This window comes from Paenibacillus whitsoniae, assembly GCF_003955665.1.
Lineage (GTDB): Bacteria > Bacillota > Bacilli > Paenibacillales > NBRC-103111 > Paenibacillus_E > Paenibacillus_E whitsoniae.
Map to the genome: position 1 here is coordinate 58,647 of NZ_RXHU01000017.1, position 20,874 is coordinate 79,520.

General features: G+C 53.0%; 13 protein-coding genes. All 13 read right to left on the reverse strand.

Features of this window, described 5'->3' with window-relative positions; genetic code table 11:
- Position 1: 1 nt before the first annotated feature.
- Positions 2-2,377, reverse strand: a complete 2,376-nt coding sequence (locus EJQ19_RS06770; RefSeq protein ID WP_241242772.1) for a DUF5682 family protein — start codon at positions 2,375-2,377, stop codon at positions 2-4.
- Positions 2,335-3,426: an ATP-binding protein gene (locus EJQ19_RS06775; protein ID WP_126140459.1), complete on the reverse strand. Its 1,092-nt coding sequence runs from the start codon at positions 3,424-3,426 to the stop codon at positions 2,335-2,337. Before EJQ19_RS06775 ends, EJQ19_RS06770 begins: the two co-directional genes overlap by 43 nt.
- On the reverse strand, positions 3,402-5,207 hold the full coding sequence (locus EJQ19_RS06780) for a HEAT repeat domain-containing protein (RefSeq protein WP_126140443.1): 1,806 nt from the start codon (positions 5,205-5,207) through the stop codon (positions 3,402-3,404). The genes EJQ19_RS06775 and EJQ19_RS06780 overlap by 25 nt, the downstream gene beginning before the upstream one ends.
- Positions 5,208-5,231: 24 nt before the next feature.
- Complete coding sequence (locus EJQ19_RS06785; protein ID WP_126140444.1) at positions 5,232-6,671, reverse strand: SWIM zinc finger family protein; 1,440 nt, start codon at positions 6,669-6,671, stop codon at positions 5,232-5,234.
- A 234-nt stretch (positions 6,672-6,905) separates the two neighbouring features.
- The gene (locus tag EJQ19_RS06790) at positions 6,906-9,389 is read right to left on the reverse strand and encodes an alpha/beta fold hydrolase (RefSeq protein WP_126140445.1); all 2,484 of its coding nucleotides are present in this window, start codon (positions 9,387-9,389) and stop codon (positions 6,906-6,908) included.
- 211 nt (positions 9,390-9,600) lie between these two features.
- Entirely contained in the window at positions 9,601-10,707 is a 1,107-nt protein-coding gene (locus EJQ19_RS06795) for a glycoside hydrolase family 88 protein (RefSeq protein ID WP_126140446.1), read from the reverse strand.
- A 94-nt stretch (positions 10,708-10,801) separates the two neighbouring features.
- Positions 10,802-12,658 carry a heparinase II/III domain-containing protein gene (locus EJQ19_RS06800; protein WP_164716360.1) on the reverse strand — a complete coding sequence of 619 codons (1,857 nt, stop codon included), beginning with the start codon at positions 12,656-12,658 and terminating at the stop codon, positions 10,802-10,804.
- Between the two features lie 10 nt (positions 12,659-12,668).
- Positions 12,669-14,891, reverse strand: a complete 2,223-nt coding sequence (locus EJQ19_RS06805) for an AraC family transcriptional regulator (protein ID WP_126140448.1) — start codon at positions 14,889-14,891, stop codon at positions 12,669-12,671.
- Positions 14,892-14,949: 58 nt separating this feature from the next.
- A complete protein-coding gene (locus tag EJQ19_RS06810) occupies positions 14,950-16,554 on the reverse strand; it encodes a type 2 periplasmic-binding domain-containing protein (protein WP_126140449.1) in 1,605 nt (534 codons plus the stop codon).
- A gap of 52 nt (positions 16,555-16,606) precedes the next feature.
- Positions 16,607-17,485, reverse strand: coding sequence for a carbohydrate ABC transporter permease (locus EJQ19_RS06815; RefSeq protein ID WP_241242773.1), 879 nt, complete (start codon positions 17,483-17,485; stop codon positions 16,607-16,609).
- 15 nt (positions 17,486-17,500) lie between these two features.
- The gene (locus EJQ19_RS06820; protein ID WP_241242774.1) at positions 17,501-18,397 is read right to left on the reverse strand and encodes an ABC transporter permease; all 897 of its coding nucleotides are present in this window, start codon (positions 18,395-18,397) and stop codon (positions 17,501-17,503) included.
- A 176-nt stretch (positions 18,398-18,573) separates the two neighbouring features.
- On the reverse strand, positions 18,574-19,656 hold the full coding sequence (locus EJQ19_RS06825) for a glycoside hydrolase family 172 protein (RefSeq protein WP_126140450.1): 1,083 nt from the start codon (positions 19,654-19,656) through the stop codon (positions 18,574-18,576).
- 23 nt (positions 19,657-19,679) lie between these two features.
- Positions 19,680-20,874: beta-galactosidase trimerization domain-containing protein (locus EJQ19_RS06830; protein WP_206438379.1), on the reverse strand; the 1,195-nt coding region annotated here is incomplete at its 5' end.

A 20,874-nucleotide genomic window follows, 5' to 3' on the forward strand; every position in this document is an offset into this window, starting at 1 on the left:
GCTAGAGGTCTCCAAAGTCAAAATCGTTGAGTTCATTCAGCGTCTCCTTCTCTTCCTTGCTTAACGGCTGCTGCAGAGCCATACCTGAACTATCCGCGCCGACGCCCCAAATGTCGCCTAGCATTTCCGCTAGTGCCGCTTTCTCCCGCGGTTCGAACGAACCGAACGCCCGGCGCAAAAAGACGAGCGATCGCTGAAAAGCAGCTTTATCGAGCGAGCTGATATAGGTATCCAGCTGCTGCCAGAGCGATCCTCGCGACAACAGCGCGTAGCGGTTGCGCAGCGACAAGCCTTCGAACCAGCCCGCCCCCAGGTCAACGGGAATACCGGGCGACAGCCGGCGCGAGACCTCTTGGGCGACTTGCTCATCCACCAGCTCATTGCGCTCCAGCATAATGGCAAAAGCAAAGCCCGAAAGCTTGGCATTCCGATCATCGCGCGAAGCCAGCTCCTGCAGCTTGCTGATCCACAAGATCTCGTCGACGGATTCGTAGTGGTCCTGAGCAATAAGATGCATCGCTTGCATCGCCTTGACCATCTCCTGGGCAGCATCGTCGTTGCAGCCTGCACTTTCAAGGAGCAGCAGCGTTCCGCGCAGAAAAAGCTGCTGCAGCAGCGGGATGAGCGTATCGGTGTCGAATCGGCGAATCGACCCGTAGCGGATTAGCACCGACAGCTCATAGGCTGCAGCAGCGACCTGCTCAAAAGAGCCCGCATCGACGGCGAGCCCTTGCAGCGCGGCTTTCGCTTGCTCCATCAGCGCCGACAACGCACAGTCGCAGGCGAGTCGGATGAGGCGGGATGCTTCAGCAATGTCGCTGCAGGCGTCCAGCCGCTCCTTAAGGACAAAAGCTGCGGCAAGTTCCACCGTCTCTCCTTTCAAGGTCGACTCCACCGTCTGAATCTCGGCTTCCGGCGTCCATTGGAGCACCCAACTCTCTGCCCACGAGGCGGAATCCTGGTGAACTCGCTGCTTCTGTGCAAAGGAAATATCCAGCAGCGCCAGGCGGTGCAAGAATACGGACCGCTTCAGATCAAGAAAAGCGGCGTCCTCGGACTTGACCCGGCGATTTTCCCGCAGGTCCAGCTCGAGTGTCGCGGCGACGGCCGTCTTGTATTTGTCCAGCTTTAACCGTTTGAGTTCACGGTTCAAATCGTCCTGCACCGGCGTCTGACTGACGCCCTCCGGCAGCCGGCCGATCGCCGTGCCGATGTCCGCTCGAGCCAGGCTTTCGGCAATGATAGACAATTCGCCGTATCCGAGGCAGACGACGGCCGCGTCCCGCAGATCTTTCCACGTAGGGCGGCTGCCGTCGTGCAGGGCCGCCAACGCTTCCGCCAAGCGCACCCCCTCGATCAGCGATGCCGTTGAACGGGAGGTTCCCTGATCTCTTAGGTGTGCAGCGACTTGCGAGAGATAGATAGACGGAAGTTTGTTTAAATCTCCCTTTTGCAAACACTGCCAGAACAGCTCGTAATACGCCGGCGCTTGATTCCCCGCCCCATAGCCGGCGTGCGTCGACAGCTTGTAATACGAATACGGCATGAGTGTCAGTTTAGTCGGCGTCTTCGGCAAGCCGCGCAGCTCCTTATCCGTCATGACCGGCAATCGCAGATCCAAGGCTGAGGCATGATGCGCGCCAGTCACGACCACGATGTTCTCCGGTTTATGGCCGGCCTCAATCGTATCGAGAATTTTACGCCGCATGTAGGCTTCGCGAATGTCATTATAGGCGGCTTCCTTCGGAGCCAGCTGCTGTTCCTGAACCGCCGTCAACTCCCGAAATTGCGCGGAAAACTGATGAATCCCCCGCCGATATGCATCCTTTTGCAAATTATGTTCAAAATGACGCTCCCAATAAGCCTCATAGTCCGGCTCCTCCGCCAAATCGGCAAGCCGCTGATAGATGGAGCTCTGATCGCGAATGTACGTTCGATAATTCTCTTCCGCCTGCGCAGTCTCGTCGACCGGTGACGCATACTGCCGCTTCGCCTCATACAATGCCAGCGCATGCGAGGAAGGCAGATCCATGAAGGCAGCTTCCGCCCCATGGCGGCTGGCCCATTGGAACGCCTGGTATTCCGGCGAGTAATCCGCATAAGGATACAGTAACGTCTGTACGGGAATGCGGTCCGTGTAGGCTAGAATCGCGATTGGCGGGATAACGCCGGAAGATGTCAACTCCGCGATAAACCCGCTGGCGTCGCTCGGCCCCTCGACGAGGACAGCCGTCGGCTTCACTTCGTCTAGAAAGGCAAGAAGGTGGTAGGCGCCCGCAGGTGATAAATGCCGTATGCCAAAGACGTGAAACCCTTGACCGCCCGCTAGTTTCGCTAGTTGTTCATCTCCGAGCACGCGTAGTATAGATTTCTCCATGTCGATCCCCGCTTTTTCATCACATTTTCCAAATACTCTTTCCAGACGAGGCGGTCCTTCTCTTCATCCTTCACGATCGCGCCCTGCAGCCCTGCGGCAATATCCTCCTCGCTGATGCGGCCATTGCCAAAGCTGCCGGCAAGCGCCATGCTGCCCGTCAAGAGCGAGATCGCTTCCGCTGTCGAGATGACGCCGCTCGGTCCTTTCACCTTCTCCTTGCCGTCCAACGTAACGCCACTGCGCAGCTCGCGGAAAATCGTGACAACCTTGCGCACCGCCTCCTCCTCTGGCAGCGACGCTTTCAATTCGTAGCTCGTCGAGATTTCGCCGACCCGCTTGCGGACGATTTCCACTTCCGTCTCGATATTCGAGGGGGCAGGCAGCACAATGATATTGAACCGGCGCTTCAAGGCCGCCGACATTTCATTCACACCGCGGTCGCGCGTGTTCGCCGTCGCAATCACCGAGAAGCCCCGTGACGCCGACACTTCTCGGCCAAGCTCCGGAATCGAAATCGTCTTCTCCGATAAAATGGAGATTAGCGCATCCTGCACTTCGGACGCGCAGCGCGAAATTTCCTCAAACCGGGCGATCCCGCCGGTTTCCATTGCGCGGAAAATCGGGCTTTTGATAATCGCCTGATCCGATGGGCCCTGTGCAAGCAGCAGGGCGTAGTTCCATGAATAGCGGATATGCTCCTCGCTCGTTCCCGCCGTACCTTGGATGACTTTGCCGGAATCGCCATGGATGGCGGCCGTTAGATTTTCCGATAACCAGGACTTCGCCGTCCCCGGCTCGCCAATCAGCATCAACGCCCGGTCTGTCAGCAGAGTCGCAATCGCCATTTCAACCAACCGTTTATTGCCGATATATTTCGGCGTGATCGGGACTCCCTTCACCTTGCCGCCAGTCAGGAAAGTAAGAACCGCTTTCGGAGACAGCTGCCAGCCAGCCGGTTTTGTTTCTTGATCCCCCTGCTTTAGTACCTCCAGCTCCTCCAGATATAACCGCTCGGCGGGCAATCTTACGACATCTTGCTTTTGATCCATCCCCATAATCCCTGTCCCTTCTCTTCGTCGAATTCGGTCTGTTCCGGTTTCGCCGCAATCTCTTCGGCCATGCGAAGCAATTGTTCCTTCACGGATCCGTTAGCAACGGTGCCCGCAAATTGTTCAAGCTTTCCCGCATAAGACGGCGGAAGCAGCGATAGCAGCACCTGCTGCATATAATTCAGGTAATAGAATTGCTTTTTGCCGCCTTCCAAAATCTCCATAAGCAGCTCAGGAGCTCCCCTCGCGCGCAGCCGGAATAAGGCGAGCATATTGCGAAGCGTAGCTCCATTGGAAAAATTCGGATGCTGTCGGCACGCCGCCGCCAAATAAGCGATGATGTCGCCGTCCGGTTCCTCGGCTAACCTGCATACGAGCTCTGCCTCATCCATTTTCATAAACAGACATATCCATCGCGGGTCCCACTGCCGCTCAGTTTCTTCTGCATCGGACTCCGGGTACAGCTGATAGTCGTAATGCGGAAAATAGTTGCGGAACGTACGCAGCAAGTCCTTGGAAGCGCCATGCTTCTTATCCTTAACGTCATGGGCAAAGCGTTCGTAAACCTCTGACGGCGGAAGCCTTCTGACAGCGGCTTGAAAGCTGTACGCAATCCATTTGCGGTTATGGGCCTGCTGCAGCGACATCGCGAACGCGTCCGCCTCCGGCAGGTTCACTTGCAGCAGAAGCGCTGCAGCCGCCTCTTGGGCTGCCTCCGTTTCAGGCACGATACAGCCCGGCTCCGACAACAGCTTTTGTAAAAAATGCACGACTTCCGGCATGCGCTTGCCATCTAAGCTGCGAATGGCGGTCAGCAGCTGCTGAGCCGCTTCTTCGACACCCGTTCGTTGGAGAATGCGCGCCATCGCTTGTTCGGCATACGCGATGACACCCAGCGTCAGCGGATTCGCTTGGCATAACTGAATCGGCTCAATCGCTATGTCCCTATCCTTGGATTGAAGCGCCTTATAGAGACGGGCGACCGCCGGTTCCGTTGCAAGCCGGGATAGCGCGAGCAAAGCCGCTCGGCGGATTTCTTTTTTCTTATCGTCAGCCTGTTCTAAAATGAACATTTCTTGCTCAGGGTAATATCCCAGCAGTTCGATCGCTGTAGACCGGACCTCTGTCGAGCCCGCTTGCGCAGCGTTCAGAAGGAGGCTCAAGCCGTCAAATCTCGGCAGGAGCGCATGCAGCAACGTCAGCCTGCGGCTGTCTCCTTTTCCCCCATCCGGCTTGAACTGCTGCCGAAGTGCCGGGAGCGCCGCAGCGCCCAATTCGGGCAGCACTTTCCGAAATAGAAATTCGGGAATTTCCGCATAACTGTCATCCAGCGCCGCAACTGCAGCCGATATGACCCGAAAATCCTGAAATAACTGCTCCTCATCGGCCTGGCGAAGCTGTTCCATACGGCCCTGCCCTTTTTGCGTCAACGCTTCAAGGACCGGGAATAACTTGCGATACGGGACCCTCGTCGAAAGGCTGCTGTCTGTCCCTTCGATCGGCAGGAGCTCCTCTTTCGTCTCCGTCTTCCCTTGTGTGTACAACACGGCGTGGAGCAGCGTGCCCAGCTCGAGCAGTTTTGCCGGTGCCCCGGCGGTTTCCGCCTCAATGAGCTGGTGAACGGCCTGCGCCACCCGGTGAAACACCGGGGCGGTCTCCCCCAACTTCTGGAGCTGCGGAAGCATGCGCTGCAGCCGCAAATCCCCGGCGGCCATGCCGCTGCCCGCGATAAACAAGCGCCTAGTCTCCTGCTGCAAATCAAACAATAGATCAATGCTCATAGATTCGTCTCCTATTGGTATTCGTCAGTACAGCAGGCGAATGACTTCATCCGCCGTCACGATGCTCAGCGGTTGAGCTTCCAACCGGTTCTGCTGCCAATTGTGCTCGAACATCACCAACATGGCGTGACCCTGCAAATGCACCTTATTTAACATCGCCAGCAGCCCAGTTGTCGGCTCGCCAAGAAAAGTGATGTCGGTCAGCGAGAGCTGTTTCCCTTGTTCGTCCAACAGGACATAGGAATTCGTATCCGAACGCTTTATTTCTGCAAAGTGCAGGAAGACAATCGGATGCTTATCGGCCAGGGGGCTTTTGAGCTGATTCTTAACCATCTTAATTACCTCAGGGAATGATCGGTGCGCGAAGGTGTGAATCTTCTTCAGATCATCGGGATCAGGTTCGCGAAGCTTCGCTTCCTCCCAGCGCACTCTTGCATTCAGGCCGCCGGGGTACTGTGCAAGCTCCTTCGCTTGCACGACCTGGAAGACGGAATCGTCTTCACGGATGTATTTGGCCGCGCGAAACGGACGGTACGTCCGCGTCGTATGGATGTGCCCGTTCTGAAGGTCCACCCAATACCCTTCATCGATATATTCGCCTCGCGCCGCATTCGCCGAAGAGCGGAACGACAGTTGCAGCAGCTCGGCTTCACTCCGAATGCGGCCGTGCTCCCGAAGCTCGGCAAGCTGCCACGCGTGTCCGATCCATTCCTCCAGCGTCGACTCCACATCTTGCGGATCCTCGGGATTATCCAGCCGATTTTGCAAGTATTCCTTGCTCTTTATAAGTAGCGCATGCAGCGTGGTCAATTGTTCGATCGCCTCGGAGTAGGTTAGCTCAGGATCATCGTTCTCGCGAAACCGCAGGACCAGCTCACGAATTGCCGTTTGGATGCCTGGGATGTAATAATTGCCGAGCTGCTTCGCTTGTTCATCAGCAGTCTGCAGCATTTTCTTGTCCATGCTGCCGAGGCCCGCCTGCACGACCTGCAGAATCAGCTTTTCCGCGATACTGATGCCTTCGAGCTGGGCGGTTATTTTCTTCAATAAAGCCGACTTGTTCGGCTTGCGCTTGGCTGCCGGCGCCCCTTCGGCTGCGGGCTCATTTTTCTTCTCCTCCCGCTTCTCGGCTTTTTCCCGTTTGTCCGCAATGTCCTGCGGAATCGCCGCCGTTACGAATGTCTTACCTGCCGTTAAGGCGTACAGTAAGCCGAGATTGTGCTTACAGGGAAACTGTCGGCTTGGACAGGAGCAGCGAAACACCGGGCTCCCCTCCTTGAGGAGATCGACCGAACACTTGTATGGCTCCTTCCCGCTTCCTTTGCACTCCCCAAACAAGAGCGTGCCGTCCTCCGACTGACAGAGCAGTGGAAAGCTGTTCTTTTTCACCAAATCTTTGCCGTTCTTCATCGCACTGCTGTTCTGCGCCAGACTATCTACATAGGGTTCCGTTAATGGGCTCATCTCGTACCTCTCCACGTAATTGTACAAACTGAAATCTTCCTAGCCTTCAGTGCCTGCCCTCTCATTGTATGAGCCTCCATGGGACTGCATGCTTTGCTCCTATATTTTCCAGGATAAGGAGAAGACTGTCTAATTCAATTTGCATAAAGAAAAATCTCCACAACGGGATGTCGCGGAGATTTTGGTCATATAACGCTTTATTCGGGGACCTTATCTAAATAGAGGTGCAATATGTCAACGTTTGACGTGCTCCCAAATAAATTGAATAGCCCGCAAATTCGTCTGCTTCAAAACATCACCTGCAAATCCGTGTTCGACGCCTTTATAAATGAACAGCTCGGCATGCTCATAGGCATGGGCAGCTTCTTGCGAGTAGGAGACATCGACGGTGGGGTCGCTCTCGCCATGCATAATCAGCACAGGTCCCTTGTATTGCTTGACGTAATTATAGACATTGCCGAATTGGAGCAGGATGCTCTGGGCATCGGTATTGTACACTTTCCCGAGGGGAATTCCGCCCAAAACGGTACGCTCCGCGAACTGGCTGACCCCTTCTGTATTTTGCACGATGTTAAATGCAGGGTACTGGAGAATGATGCCTTTGATTTTCGTCCCATATTCCGGCGCAGTTATGGCGGTAACGGCTCCGCCTTGGCTCGATCCGAGCAAAAATATATGGTCTGTATCCACATAGCTAAGGGTTTGGACGTATTCGATCGCAGCCATTAAGTCTTTCTTCTCCGTCAGGATGGACATTTCCGTCGATTGCAGTCCCGTGCTTCGCCCAGAACCGGAGCCAGCAAATTCAAATACGAAAGAAACGAACCCTTTGGCCGACAAATCTTGAATGATGCCGCGCTCGCTGTCAATCCCTCCACCGGTTCCATGGCTAAGAATAACAACCGGCATTTTCCCTGGCACACCTTGTGGAACGAACACAGCCGCCCGAAGCGTAATATTGCCGTGGGAGAATGTCACAGCCGATTCCGTAAAATTATAATTCGGGTAGCTGTCTTGCAAAATGCCGGCGTACTCGGGGTGCAGCACTTCTCCGGGGAACGCAACTGATTTTCGGAGCGCATCGATCACCACTTCCATATCCGCATGTTCACTTGAAGCGCTAAAGAACGCTCCGGTAAACCAGCGCAGGATGGATGGATCATTCTGGCTGGTCGTCGTCCGATTCTTAACTCTTCCGGCTGCCGCAAGTTGGCCCCAATCCTCTTGGGCTGCGGCCGAGGCAGGCGCCATTAACATCACCTTGCCGCCAGACTTTTCAAAATTTCCTTCAAATGTATAGGCAATATGTACGTTGAAGCGATCTGTCTCGTCATGTGCCGACTGCATCGTTTTGACAAGCGTGTACGTACCGTCCTGCCGAAGGGTTAACGTATCCGTCTGTGCGGCCGATTTGATTGTGGCAAGAAAGCCGACGTTTAGATCATTATTGGCAACTGTGGCAGCCGGACTAAAGGATGCGGTATAGGTTTCCTCTTCGCCCTCCAGCAAGGTCGCGATGAGCTGTGCAGCTCCTCCTCTTGAGATCGCCGTCCGAGCGGACAGCAAGTCGCGGGTCATATCTTTTTGCTGCCCTAAATCATCGCGCGCATTCTGCAGCATCACTTTCGCGGTTTCAACCGTCAAATCGTCCTCCCCCCCGGCCTCGGCTATTCCTTTTAGTAGGTGAGCTTTTTCAGCCGCCTGCATAAAAGGGGCATACCAGGCGCCGGCCGAATTCATCTCCACTTTGATTTGCATTGTGCGAACCAGCATGGATGTAAATTCCGCAACCGTAATTTTCTTTTCCGGATAAAATAAGCGCTCAGCGTTATGCATGAGACCTCCATAAGCGACGAGCTGGTCAATCGCGCCTTTCGCCACGCTTTGATCGATGTCGAGATAGCTCGGCGCTTTGCGGGCCAGAACCTGCTCCAGCCATTCTGTTGGCAAAGCTTGCTGCGCCCCCCCTTCTTCCAGATGAACGTCTACCGCAATCGCATTCTCTGCAGCTCTTTCGGCAAAGCCAAATCCCTTGCTAGCGGCAGCATCCTTGCTGCTATACGCCAAATAAGTCGCCGGAAAACCAGGATTCGCAAAATCGTCCGCCATGCCTGTATCCAGCGCGATAATCGCGTTGGCATCGGCTGAAACTGCATCGATCTCATCTGAGGCGTAGACAGCAATAAATTTCGTTGGTTGAATATAGCCATACATCTGGTTGCTTTGCTGGAGAACAACCGTGCCGGCTGCTCCTTGTCCGACCGTTATGATGCGATCATCCGGAATTCGAAAGGATGCCGCATGATATCTGACATAACGAACAGCACGTTGAAAATCAAGTTGAGCTTCCACGCCTGCATTGGCGACGGGCCGGTAATTGACGACAAAAGCTTGATAACCGTCCTTGTTGTAAGAACGAGCGAGTTCTTCCGCGCCGCTGTCTACGGCCAGAAGAACGGCTCCCTTGGGCTGGATGCTGTTATCCAGGAGGTAAGGAATCAGAAAAGGCGTGAAGCTCGGTTCAGCTTGTGTGCTTGTCCTGTCTGATTTCTCGGGGACAGGGGACATACGGGGCATTTGACCAGCAGGCCAAAATGGTATGGATTGTTGCAGCTGTCGATCCTGCTGACGTTCTGCCCCGCAAACGGGGACCGTTAGGACTAGCACTAGCAGCATCACCGCTAAAGTGAGCAGCCGTTTCACCGAAAAACTCCACATGCTTGAACCTCCTCGAGTTTCGTCTCTCTAATCCTATTATATTGGATAAATCTGGGTAAATCTTTCATGCCGTTAATAGAATCCATTCGGCCTCTGTCAAAAGAAAAAAACAGCGGTTGGATGGACTGAACCGCTGTCCAAACGCCGCTGTTCCCGATGGTTTAAAGGTTGCTTAAGGTTTAACTCTGATCTGCAGACGAGTTCTTCGTCCTCAATATATTCGATGCTGCCAGCCACACAATTTCGCAATGGCTTCTACGTAATAGTAATCTCCGTAGATAAGGGACACGTCGATGAGGGCGGTGCCGCTTCCGGTCGCATGACGCAGGATCGCTTCATGCTCCGGTTGATCCCAGTTTGCATACTGTTCGGTCAACGATTGAAGTATACGCTCGGCAGCGTCGCGATAGAGCCGTTGCTCCCCGACTGGCACAAGCTCGGCGATTTCAAGCAAGCCGGAGGCGGCAATCGCGGCCGCAGAGCTGTCCCTGGACATGCCTTCCAGCGAAGGCAAGCGGAAGTCCCAGTAAGGGACATGATCTTCCGGCAGCGCCGCGATAAAGTAATGAGCGATCCGCTTGGCCGTATCCAAAAAGACCGGATTGCGCGTACAGCGATACGTATTCGCAAAGCCGTACAGCGCCCAAGCATTGCCGCGGCTCCAAGTTGAATCCGGCGCCAAGCCTTGGCCACCCATCGCTTCCACGAACTCGCCAGTCTCGGGATGGAACGAAATGATATGATTTGACGAACCGTCCTCGCGTATGCCGTGCTTCATTGTCGTTGTTGCGTGGATGGAGGCAATATGCGCGTATCGGCGATCGCCGGTCTCTTCGCTTGCCCAGAACAGCAGCGAAATGTTCATCATCGCATCGATGATCGACCACTGATGCCTATCACCATTCCAGGCGCGGATGAATTGCCCGACCGGATTAAAGCGGCCAGCCAGGAAGTTGGCTGCAGATAGTCCCCGGCGCTTGGCGTCTTCGTCGCCGGTAATGAGATACTTGATGACCGCCGTCGGCAAAAATTGAAAGCCGACATCGTGATTCAGCTGGTCGGTCGGCCGCACAAACCACGTTTCCAGCTCTTCGTCCCAGCGCCATGCGGCCTCCTTGTAATGCGCTTTGCCGGTCAGATCATGGAGAATCCAGAGAATACCCGGCCAGAAGCCGGAAGTCCAAAAATCCGTAGGCATATCATCATATTTGCCATCTTGGCCGGCATAGTGCGGGCTTCGGCCCCCTAATTGCGCCATCATCCGATCGACTTTGGCTTCCAATCGTTTCATGATTTCATTTGGATCTACCCTGCTCATGTTCAATCTCCTTTTCATTCGCGCTCGACACATCCTTCTCTGGAATGGCAACGCTTACATTCGTCATTATTCAAACAATGCTCACGGCCCCCGCCTATCTCCTCTTCAGATGGCAGGTGAAAACAAACCGACAGTGATAGTCACTCGGTACATGTGGCGCGTGCATCCGCAATCGGTACACCGTAACCGGCAAGCCGCTATGCATCTTTGTTGCAATCGCTTCGACTTCGACAGCAAAGCTCGCTGCATCAAAGGCCAGCGTCACACTCCCCTTGCGCCCCGCCCAGATCACTTCCCCGCCGTAGACAACTGGCTGATGATAGCTGATGAAATGTTCCGTTACATTTCGCTCGGAAGGATCTGTCTCATCGCCAAAGGTAAAATGATCTTCTAAGACTAACCTCCCAGCAGCATCTTCCGCCGAGCATCCCCATTCAAACGTTCTGGTAAACTGTTGAAGCCCAGCGCCCTGACCGTAGGCCCGCGTCAAATCCAGATCAAATCGAACGTCATCGCCGTTCGTCTCGCAGCGCGTAACCAACGCGCGATACGCTGCGCCATCCACTTGCTCACAACCGTTCACGACAGGCACGGAATGACCTGCCGAACTGTTGTGCAGATGCCGATACCTCGCCTCACCAAAATATTCGCGCGTATACTCCCCGCCGCCCAGATCAGCGAGCAGCGTATCTCCGCCCGCATGGAGGATAAAATGACCGAGATCATTGTGATTATGCGGCTCGTAATTGTTTCCGCCTTTGGCCGAGAACGCGATTAAGCCGTGAGTAGTATGCCGTTTCGCGACCATCCAACTCGTATCTGGAAAGTAAAAGTTCCCCTCCTCCGCAGCGGCATGCAGCAAGTCCGGTTCTGTCCACAGCACATTTCTGACCTGATGGGGCCAGCGGTAGCAATGATCGACATGGAAAGACGGTACGCTCGTCATTTCCGGAGGCGCGAGATGAAGCCTGCGGCATAATCGACTAAACAGCCCCGTATGCGGCTGATACGTCGCATCACAATCCGAATAATTCATACAGCCATGCTCCGATAAAGCCACGATGCCGGGGAATTGAGCAATCTTTCGAATCTTCTCTCCCTGGAGGAGATCGATGGAGCCGCCCGTATACGTGTACAGCATTTCAGCCCAATAGACGAAATAGCCAAAGCCGTAATTCCAGTAGCCGACGCCTTCCGGACAGCAGCCATCATCGCCATAGCCAGAGAGAAAGCTGTCCATCGCGCGCCCCACGCGGTCCTGCATGCCGGCTAGCCTTTCGCGGTCATCGATCAGCAGCAAAGCCGCCATACCCACGGCCCCGCCGCATACAGCGGACCAGTTATTTCGCCATGACAGCCAGCCGAACGGCGTAGACCGCTCGAATACCGGTTGAAAAACCCGACGCTCAATTTCTTCGCGCACGCGGTGTACGACCCACGGATTCAAACGATCGCCGATCAGATACAACATCTCCGCTAACGCATGGGCAGTTTCCGCAGCGAACAAGTCAACCGTCTGATGCATAGGGACTTGTGAGGCGACTACCCCCTCCAGCGTATCAGGGAGATGGGCTGGCAATGCCCATGCGTACTCGTCGCAAATAGCCCACACCAAATTCTCTAGCGTCTCTACATATCGACGATTATCGGTTTCTAGCGCCGTCGCCAAGGTCAGAGCAAGCAAGCGGCCCCGCCGTTCAAAATACAGCTTCTCGAATTCTTTCCGATTGCCCGTCGAACTGAAACGATAAAAGATGGCGAAGCTGAGGGATGGAACTGGCTCGCACCTCGCCCGTTCCGCTTCTGCCTTGATCTCTTTCAACAGCCCTGCAAGATGAGGCGCTTCTAGCAACTCTTTGCACTTCTCAGGCGATAGCGGACCGCCGGCTAACGTAGCCGGCTTTGTTTCAACAGCGCATAGGGCTTCTCTCAACAGATGGAAAGCGATCATCGAACCACTCCTAAGCCTCCAATTTCTGATATTGCTTTGGCGTCTGGCCATATTTTTCCTTGAAAATGCGTATAAAATGATTCGTAGACTGATAGCCCAGCATCGCTGCGATCTCATTAACCGAATGGTTATTCTCCACAAGCAGCTTGGCGGCGGCCTCCAGCTTACGCTTGGTGACATACTCGATAAATGTGACACCGGCGCTTTGCTTAAACAGCCTGCTTAAGTAGTTCGGCGTAACGCCGATATGCTCGGCGACAATATCCAGGCTCAGCTCGCCGAACAGATGCTCTTCAATGAAGCTCTTGACCCGTATGTCCAACTCTTGATCTGGACTTCGGCGCCTTTCCTCCATATATTGCAGCGCGGTCCTCACCACATCATCCAGCCATGCGGAGAACAATTTAATATTCGGAAAGCTTTTCGCATGTTCGCGAATGTCATAGCCGTACAGCTCACTGAGGCTGATGCCCATCGACTTCAATGTTTTGCGAATCGTAAACACCAGCTCGGTTAACAGATTCTGACCATATTCTTCGTTATACGTTTCCGATAAGGTGTCCTGGAGAACCGCTTGCAGCGTCTGCTGTGCCTTGGTTTGATCCCCTGTACGAAGCGCATCCGCAAGGTCATCCAGCGCTTTGACGGTCCCGTCATTGGCTTTCCGAGACGTTGTCTGCAGTTCCGCATAACGTAGCACAGCCCGATCGGGGTAGAAATAAGCATATCTCGCCGCTTCGCAGGCTTCCCGATGGGAAACCGACAACGGTGTTTCCGCCACTTTGTAAGGGCTACCCATACATAGACAATAAGGCTGGTCAGTCGCTTGGCGAATCTGTTCGAGCAGCATTTGTTCCAAACGCTCCGCAGCAATAACAGAGCCATTGACAATGCCGTAAACTTGACGATCCTCCGAGACAATCGCCCAAATGCGATACGTCGGGTCGTGCGGCTGCTCCAGGCGCTCGATAATGCGATAGGCGGCGACCACATCGTGCCGACTGTTGCCGTCAAGGCCGTCCATCGGCTTCACATTAAAGCAGACGAAATGCTCCTCAAGCAGCTGCACATCCAGAAACCGCTGCATGTCGGAGACCGGCCGTTCAAGGTCCGGTTCGCCGGTTCCCGTCAGCAAGTTCATAATATAGTGATACTTGATGACGGGTTCGTTTTTCGACAATTGATCGTGCAGATCATGAATTTGCATCGAATATGCCATCAAGGCATGGCCAATGGGTTGATGCGCTTTTTTGGTCAGCATATAGACAAGCAGAATGCCGATCGCCAGCAGCGCGCCGCCCAGAAAATACATAAAATTGCGCAAATCGGTAGCTCTTTTATAGAACACGCTTTTCTCGACAATCGTGACATAGCGCCACTTGTTGATTTCCGATTTTGTCAGGGCTGCGACGGCCTCCTTGCCGTTCCACTCCGTATTCAGAATCGGCTGCTCTTCCGTCATCTGAGTCCAATGCTCACGCAGGGCGAGAAATACTTGCTCTTCCTCCCCGCTGCCATTACTGGAAACCAAATGTCCTTGATCATCAAGGATAAAGGTAAGTCCCTTTACTTGATCCAGCGATTGGGTCAATTTTTTGCGAATGGCGCTTTCCTTCAAATTGATGGCAAACACCGCTTTTCGGTTCTCCATTGTCGCAAAATAAGGATAGCTGCGGACGTAACTGATCAGCTTCTCATGATCTTCATTGTCCTCGGCCTCAATCGTATACCAGCCGATCTGCGTTTCCGTTTGTTGAAATTCCTTGAGCCATGCGCTGCGGAAGCCCAGATTGCAGTCCGACTCACTCAGAAAGCAGAAGAACTTGGTGCCGTAAAAAAGCACATTGTTATTGCGGTAATACATATCCACCGAATTGGCAAAGGTAAGCTCCCCTTCGATCGAGGAGAGAATGGTGCCGATATTCGTTAGGCTCGAATATTCATTGCGAATGTTATGAGTCATCGGATAGAACAACGGCGGCTCGCCGGATGTTGTTTCCGTCAGATTGCGGTTGGCTATCTGAACAGTCGGCTTCAAAAACTGCTCGTCGATCGTACTTCGAATCTGCTTGACTGCTTGAAAGTTAAAGTTCTTCAGTTCCTGGTTATAGGCCGACATCACATATTGAAATAGAACGACAAGCGGGATAATGCCGAGGACGAGAATGAGCATCAAATTAAAAACAAGCATGCGTGTAAAAAAAGGTGTGCTCTTCCAATTTGGTCGTTGCATTCTCGTCCTCCTTGATGTTGGAAACTGTTGTACCCTTGATTATACCAGTATCAACTGGTTATTTGCCCAGCATTTTTTGATACTCGGCATTGACGTCCTTCTCGATCTGGTCGCCGCCATTCGCTTTAAATTTTGCAACGAAATCATCAAAGCTGGATACCGGGAGCTCGCCGAGAATGATTTTGTAGTACGTTTCGGTAGCAAGTTTATACAAGTCGCCTACACGTTGAGAGTAACTGTCGACGGCTGGGACGATCACCGGCGGATAGCCCGTTGTTTTCTTGGAATCGGCGAATCGGTACAAATCGGAATCTGCTTTCTTATCAAAATCCGGATTGTTCATGATGTTAAATACTTGAATGCCTTGCTTGGAAATATCCGCTGTGCTGGCCCCCTGATTCAAAATTTGCACCTTGCCGCTTGCGTCGACTTTCTTCCAATCCTTTCCTTCTTTGCCTCTCAGAACAGTCAAATAGTAGTCGTAGTCTGTAAAAGCAGTTTCGAGCATTTTCAATACCGTTTCGACTTTGCGAGGATCTTTGGCAGCCTTGGTGGAGATCCCCACAGCCGTGCTGTTGACGCCCCATGCCGGCGTACCCGATTTGCCGGTCGGTCCAACCGGCGGCTTGCCAAATACGATTTTGCCGTTAGGCTGCGATTTCAGGAAGTTCTGATATTGACCGCCGCCTTTGTCATCGCCGCCGAACAGCTCGTTGCGCCACTGATAGAACATACCGTTCCCCGTCAAGCCGATGCGGTTGTTATAGAACGCCTGGGAATCGGCCCAGTAACCGCCTGTATTCTCGCCGGTCAAAAACTCGGGATCGATTAATTCCTCTTTGTACCATTTGTTCAGCAGTGTAAGCGCTTCCTTCATTTCCGGCTGAATAGCGGCAAATGTCACTTTGCCATCTTTGATAATATAGTTCGCGTTATAGCCCGGGTAGCCGTAGGCACCGAGAACGAACGGAATGGAGAAATTGGAGAGCCCGTAGGTATCCTTCTTCCCGTTCTTATCCGGATCGTTGTTGCGGAATTTCAGCAGCGCCGCTTCAAACTCATCCAGCGTCTCCGGTATCTTTGTAATGCCGACGTTGTCAAGCCAATCTTGACGCCACAATACAACCGTCGGATAATCGCCGCTGAGATTGATGCTCGGCAGGCCGTATAATTTGCCATTATATTTCACGGAGTTCCATAGATTTTTATCATATTTGTCAATCGTTGCTGCATAGGTCGGCGCTAATTTACGAATGGTCTCTTCCGGAATCGGAGCCAGGATGCCGTTATCGACGTATTTCGGAATTTGGTCGCGGATTTGCAGCACATCCGGCATTTCGCCTGCGGCAAACTTGACATTCAATTGATCTTTCCACTTCTGGCTGTCGACGTACCAGACATTGAATTTGGCATTGAACTTCTGCTCGACCATCTTGAAGATGTCGGATTGCGGGTCAGGTTCACCGTACGAATTGTAGGCTAGCCAGTCGATGGTGACAGGTGATTCCGCTTTTTTCGCAGTGTCTGTTGCTGCTGCGGTAGATTTCGCCGCTTCGGTGTTGGCAGCCTCCTTCGCATCGTCCTTCGAACAAGCCGCCCCCAGAATCGTTAATACCGAAAGTGCGACCATCCCTGCCACGTATCTCTTCTTTTTGAGTGACATGTAAACGCCTCCTTAAATTTATTATATGCGTTAACCCGGAATTTTCCGAGGACTAACCTTTCACCGAGCCAAGCAAGGTCCCTTTGACAAAATATTTTTGCAAAAAGGGGTAGACACAAATGATCGGAATGATGGAAACGACCAGGGTCGCCATTTTAATCGCCTGCGTATTCGTCGGCTGGTTCATCATTTCGGTGACGCCCGTCATCGACGGATCGGCGGTGCCGTCAATAATAATTTTGCGCAAAATGAGCTGAAGCACCTGTTTCTTCTCGTTCTGGATATAGAGTAAGGAATCAAACCATGCATTCCAGTGGCCGATGGCCGTATATAAAGCGACGGTTGCCAGAACCGGCATCGACAAGGGAACGACGATTTTCCAAAGAATATACAGATCGTTCGCCCCATCGATTTTCGCGGATTCTTCCAAGCTCTCGGGCAAAGCAATAATGAAATTGCGAACAAGCAGCAGCAGGAAAGCGCTGACAGCCCCCGGCAGCACCAGGGCCCAGACGGAATTCATGAGTCCGAGATTTTTGATCAGAATGTAGCTGGGAATCAGTCCTCCCGAGAAAAACATCGTGAAAACGATGATGCCGGTCCAGAACGGACGGTGCGGCAGCTGCTTCTTCGACAGCGGATACGCGCCAAGAAAGGTCAGTACGATGGTGAGGGCTGTTCCCAGCAAGGTTCGAACAATCGTGTTCCAATAGGAAATCCAAATGATTTTTTTATGAAAAACTTGCTGATAGCCGCTCCAATCGAATTTCGTCGGAATAATATGAAAGCCGTATCGGTTGATGACCTCGACTGGACTCATCGAAATCGTCACGACCTGCATAACGGGCAGAAGGATCGATACGCACAGGCCAATTAATAGCACATAAACAACGAAGCTAAAGATGCGATCCGATAAGCGTCGTGACTTCAAGGGGCATCCTCCTTTCTAAAAAATCGTGTGATCGCTGAATTTGCGGGCGATAAAGTTCGCCGTAATCACCATGACGAGGGCAACGACGTTTTTGAACAGCCCTACCGCTGCGGCATAGCTGTAATTCATTTTGGAAATACCCTCAACGTACGTATAGGTGGAAATCACTTCGCCAACGCTGGAGACGTTCGGATTCAGCAGGTTGAAAATTTGATCGAAATCGTCATTGATGATCGACCCCGACGTCAAAATGATCATGATGACGATGACCGGTGAAATCGAAGGCAAGGTGATATACCAAATCTTTTGCAAGCGGGAGATGCCATCCACGTCCCCTGCTTCATACATATCGGGATTGATGCCGGCGATTGCGGCCAAATAGATGATGGCGGAGAACCCGATGCCCTTCCAGATTTCGGTGGAAACGAGAACAGTTCGGAACCAATCCGTGCTGGCCAAAAAGAAAATCGGCTTAAACCCCAGATGCATCAACATAATGTTGATCATCCCCCGGCTCGGCGACAAAATCTCGATAAAAATGCCGGAGAGCACGATCCACGATAGAAAATAAGGCAAATAACTGATCGTCTGTACGAGCTTCTTGAACGCCGGTCTCATGACTTCATTAATGAGCAGCGCAAGCACAATCGGTGCTGGGAACCCGAAGATAAGCTTATAGGCATTGATGATCAATGTGTTCTTCAGCACGGGAACAAAGTAGAGACCGGAGAACAGCTCGCGAAAATATTTAAAACCGACGAACGTACTGCCGGAGATGCCTTTCAAGATTTTATAATCCTGAAACGCCATGAGCACACCGTAGATCGGGGTGTAATGAAACACTGCAAAGTACACGATCACAGGCAGCAGCATGAGAAAAAAATAACGGTTGGCATAATAGCGCCTCAGCAACGTGAACCACTCCTTTCTTTTTTATTTGGAAAACGCTTTCTTTCTCCACGTCCCCTACACTACATGGCGCAAGGGACTTTCTCAATGACTCATTTCTATCGAGATGGCGGAAATCAACACAGGTATTCCGTTTCGTTTAAAATGGCGATTTCTTATAAAGTGGCCGTTTTTTAAGGTTAGATGACCTCGAGCTTATCCTTGCCGGGCAGCACCGGGTGCGGTTGATGCGGCTCCGTCTGATACCAGAACGCAACGGAGGCGATATCGTCCTGAAGCGGCAAGTACCTGCCTTCCGAGCGCCAGCCTAACGCCTGGATCGTCACTTTGAGATCCTGCTGGAAACGAATCGGATCGAGGATATGCCAGCGGTACATGCCGAATCTCATCTGGCTGCGGTATAAACCGTCCGGCTTAATGACTTGATGCATCCCGAGAAAAGGCGTCGAATAGATCCCGTATTGCCCCGTTGGATGCTCAAAATTCCAGGCACCGCCAAAATAGTCTTCCGTACCGGTCCCGCAAATGGTCGGGAACTCCACGTCGCCATCGAGATAGAACTTGATCTCCCCTTCCCCCCACCAGCCGGTGTTATTGACCTGCCATGCGAGATAGGTGCCGACATAATGACCGGCCCCGGAGACGCCGTCCAGAATCGTATGCACCGTCTGATAAGGCAGTGGGTTGCTGCGGCGCCACTGTGCGTGGAAATACGCAGCATCCTCTTCAATCTCCGTTAATGTGTAAGTAAATTGATAAAATAACGTAATCGCCTCAAGCGATCGGTTCTCTACGCTGATGCGGGCCTTTTGGCGAAACGGCATGACCCAGAAGCTGTTAAAGCCGCCGGCCGGGTTAACGGCAACCGGCAGTGAGTTCACATTGCTTCGCTCGCACCAGCCGTTGCAGAAGAAATCGCCGAGAGGAACCTCCACAGATGGCAGCGCTTCGTCATCCCAGTGCATGCGCAGGATGAGATTGCGCCAGCCCTTGGGATGGCACGTCATCCAAATGTGCTGGATCGCCCCGGGGCCTTGAATGTCGGCCAGCGTAAATACGGTGCCTGGCGGAACGTCGACCGAGGGAGATACTTTCCAGCCCTGGCCCAGCTCTCTTGCGCAGGAGGCTCCGGTTCCCTCCGTCGCCATGCCGCCCTTCCCTTTTTCTCCTGTCGGATTCTCGGCGCTTATCGATCTTGTGACTGCATTCGAAATGCGAGTTAAGCTGCCGAGCCCGAGGTCTAAGCCGTGAAATGTGTTCATATGTTTCTCTCTCCTAATCACTGTTAATTTTGAAGCACAACCATCTGATGGCAGATGAACTCTGGAATCGTGCATGTGACTTTGCCGTTCTCAAAACGGAATGGAAGGGTTGTCATTTGCGGTGCAAGATAGACAGAAGCGGGCTTCTGCCTGCACTGGACCGTTAGTTGAATGTTTGACATCGTGGGGAGATCCTCGATCACTTCAATTCCCTTCCCTCTACGGACCGGCGAAGCGTAGAGCAGATGCACGACGCTGCGATTAAGCGAGACTTGCTGTTGCAGTGTTACGATGCCTTGCGAGGGCAGATTCGTTTCAAGCGTTGGATTCGGCAGCAGCCGGCTTAGGGCGAATTGCACGATTTCTCTCTGGATGTAGCTGCCGACCGTCGCATATTCTTCGAAGATCGGCCAGCAGATGTACATGCCCTTCTCGCTTTCAACGATGCCGGGCGCCGCCGCTTGTTGGTCGGTTGGAAAATGCTGGTGTGAGCAATACGTAAATAAATCGCGATTGTAATAAGGATTTTCAATGTGGCCCCAGGATTGGCCGCCGCTCAGTTCCACCACTTGCGATGGCGCGTACAATACAAATGAAGCCGGGCTTTGTGTCTGCAAGGCGAAATCAGGCTTGAAGTAGGCTGGTTGATACGGATTGACCGCTGCCCAGCGAACGCCGAGATCCAGCGCAAAGGCGTCCCACTCTTCACTTAGGCCGGATCGTCCGGTGGCGAGCACCTTCCCGCCTTGCTGAAAGTAAGCGTTCAGCTTGGTTAGCAAACTCTCTGTAATGGCCACAGCATCCGGCAAAATTAACACGCGATATGGCGTGAAATCGGACGTCAAGTCCAAGAAATCGTAGAGGTAATGCCCTTCTTGTAAAATGCGTACAACACCGAGATCGGAAGGGTTGCTATGAAATCCTGTATCCATCGAGGACGCGGCTTCCAAGGAGAGGACGCCGATGTCTGCGACATTGGAAGTGTCCCGGCACCAGGGCTCTTTCAACTCTACTTGCGCATAAGCCTGGCCGATGAGCGTGTAGGTCGCTTGGTCAAGCTGCCCATGCGGATGCAGTTGATCGCCGACGGAGCATCGCGCGCCATTCGCCAAGCACACCGCCGTTTCGCAGAGCAAAGCGTTCGGGTGCTTATAACCGCCAAACTCGCCCCAATGGGTATGAAATTTGCCCGTCATGCCCAAGAAATCGACGTTCAGG

Bases quoted from the DNA above. Each gene is read 5' to 3' on its own strand.
- EJQ19_RS06790 (WP_126140445.1), bottom strand. From the start codon at position 9,389: ATGTGGAGTTTTTCGGTGAAACGGCTGCTCACTTTAGCGGTGATGCTG.
- EJQ19_RS06770 (WP_241242772.1), bottom strand. From the start codon at position 2,377: ATGGAGAAATCTATACTACGCGTGCTCGGAGATGAACAACTAGCGAAA.
- EJQ19_RS06825 (WP_126140450.1), bottom strand. From the start codon at position 19,656: ATGAACACATTTCACGGCTTAGACCTCGGGCTCGGCAGCTTAACTCGC.
- EJQ19_RS06800 (WP_164716360.1), bottom strand. From the start codon at position 12,658: ATGATCGCTTTCCATCTGTTGAGAGAAGCCCTATGCGCTGTTGAAACA.
- EJQ19_RS06785 (WP_126140444.1), bottom strand. From the start codon at position 6,671: ATGAGCCCATTAACGGAACCCTATGTAGATAGTCTGGCGCAGAACAGC.
- EJQ19_RS06795 (WP_126140446.1), bottom strand. From the start codon at position 10,707: ATGAGCAGGGTAGATCCAAATGAAATCATGAAACGATTGGAAGCCAAA.
- EJQ19_RS06775 (WP_126140459.1), bottom strand. From the start codon at position 3,426: ATGGATCAAAAGCAAGATGTCGTAAGATTGCCCGCCGAGCGGTTATAT.
- EJQ19_RS06805 (WP_126140448.1), bottom strand. From the start codon at position 14,891: ATGCAACGACCAAATTGGAAGAGCACACCTTTTTTTACACGCATGCTT.
- EJQ19_RS06780 (WP_126140443.1), bottom strand. From the start codon at position 5,207: ATGAGCATTGATCTATTGTTTGATTTGCAGCAGGAGACTAGGCGCTTG.
- EJQ19_RS06810 (WP_126140449.1), bottom strand. From the start codon at position 16,554: ATGTCACTCAAAAAGAAGAGATACGTGGCAGGGATGGTCGCACTTTCG.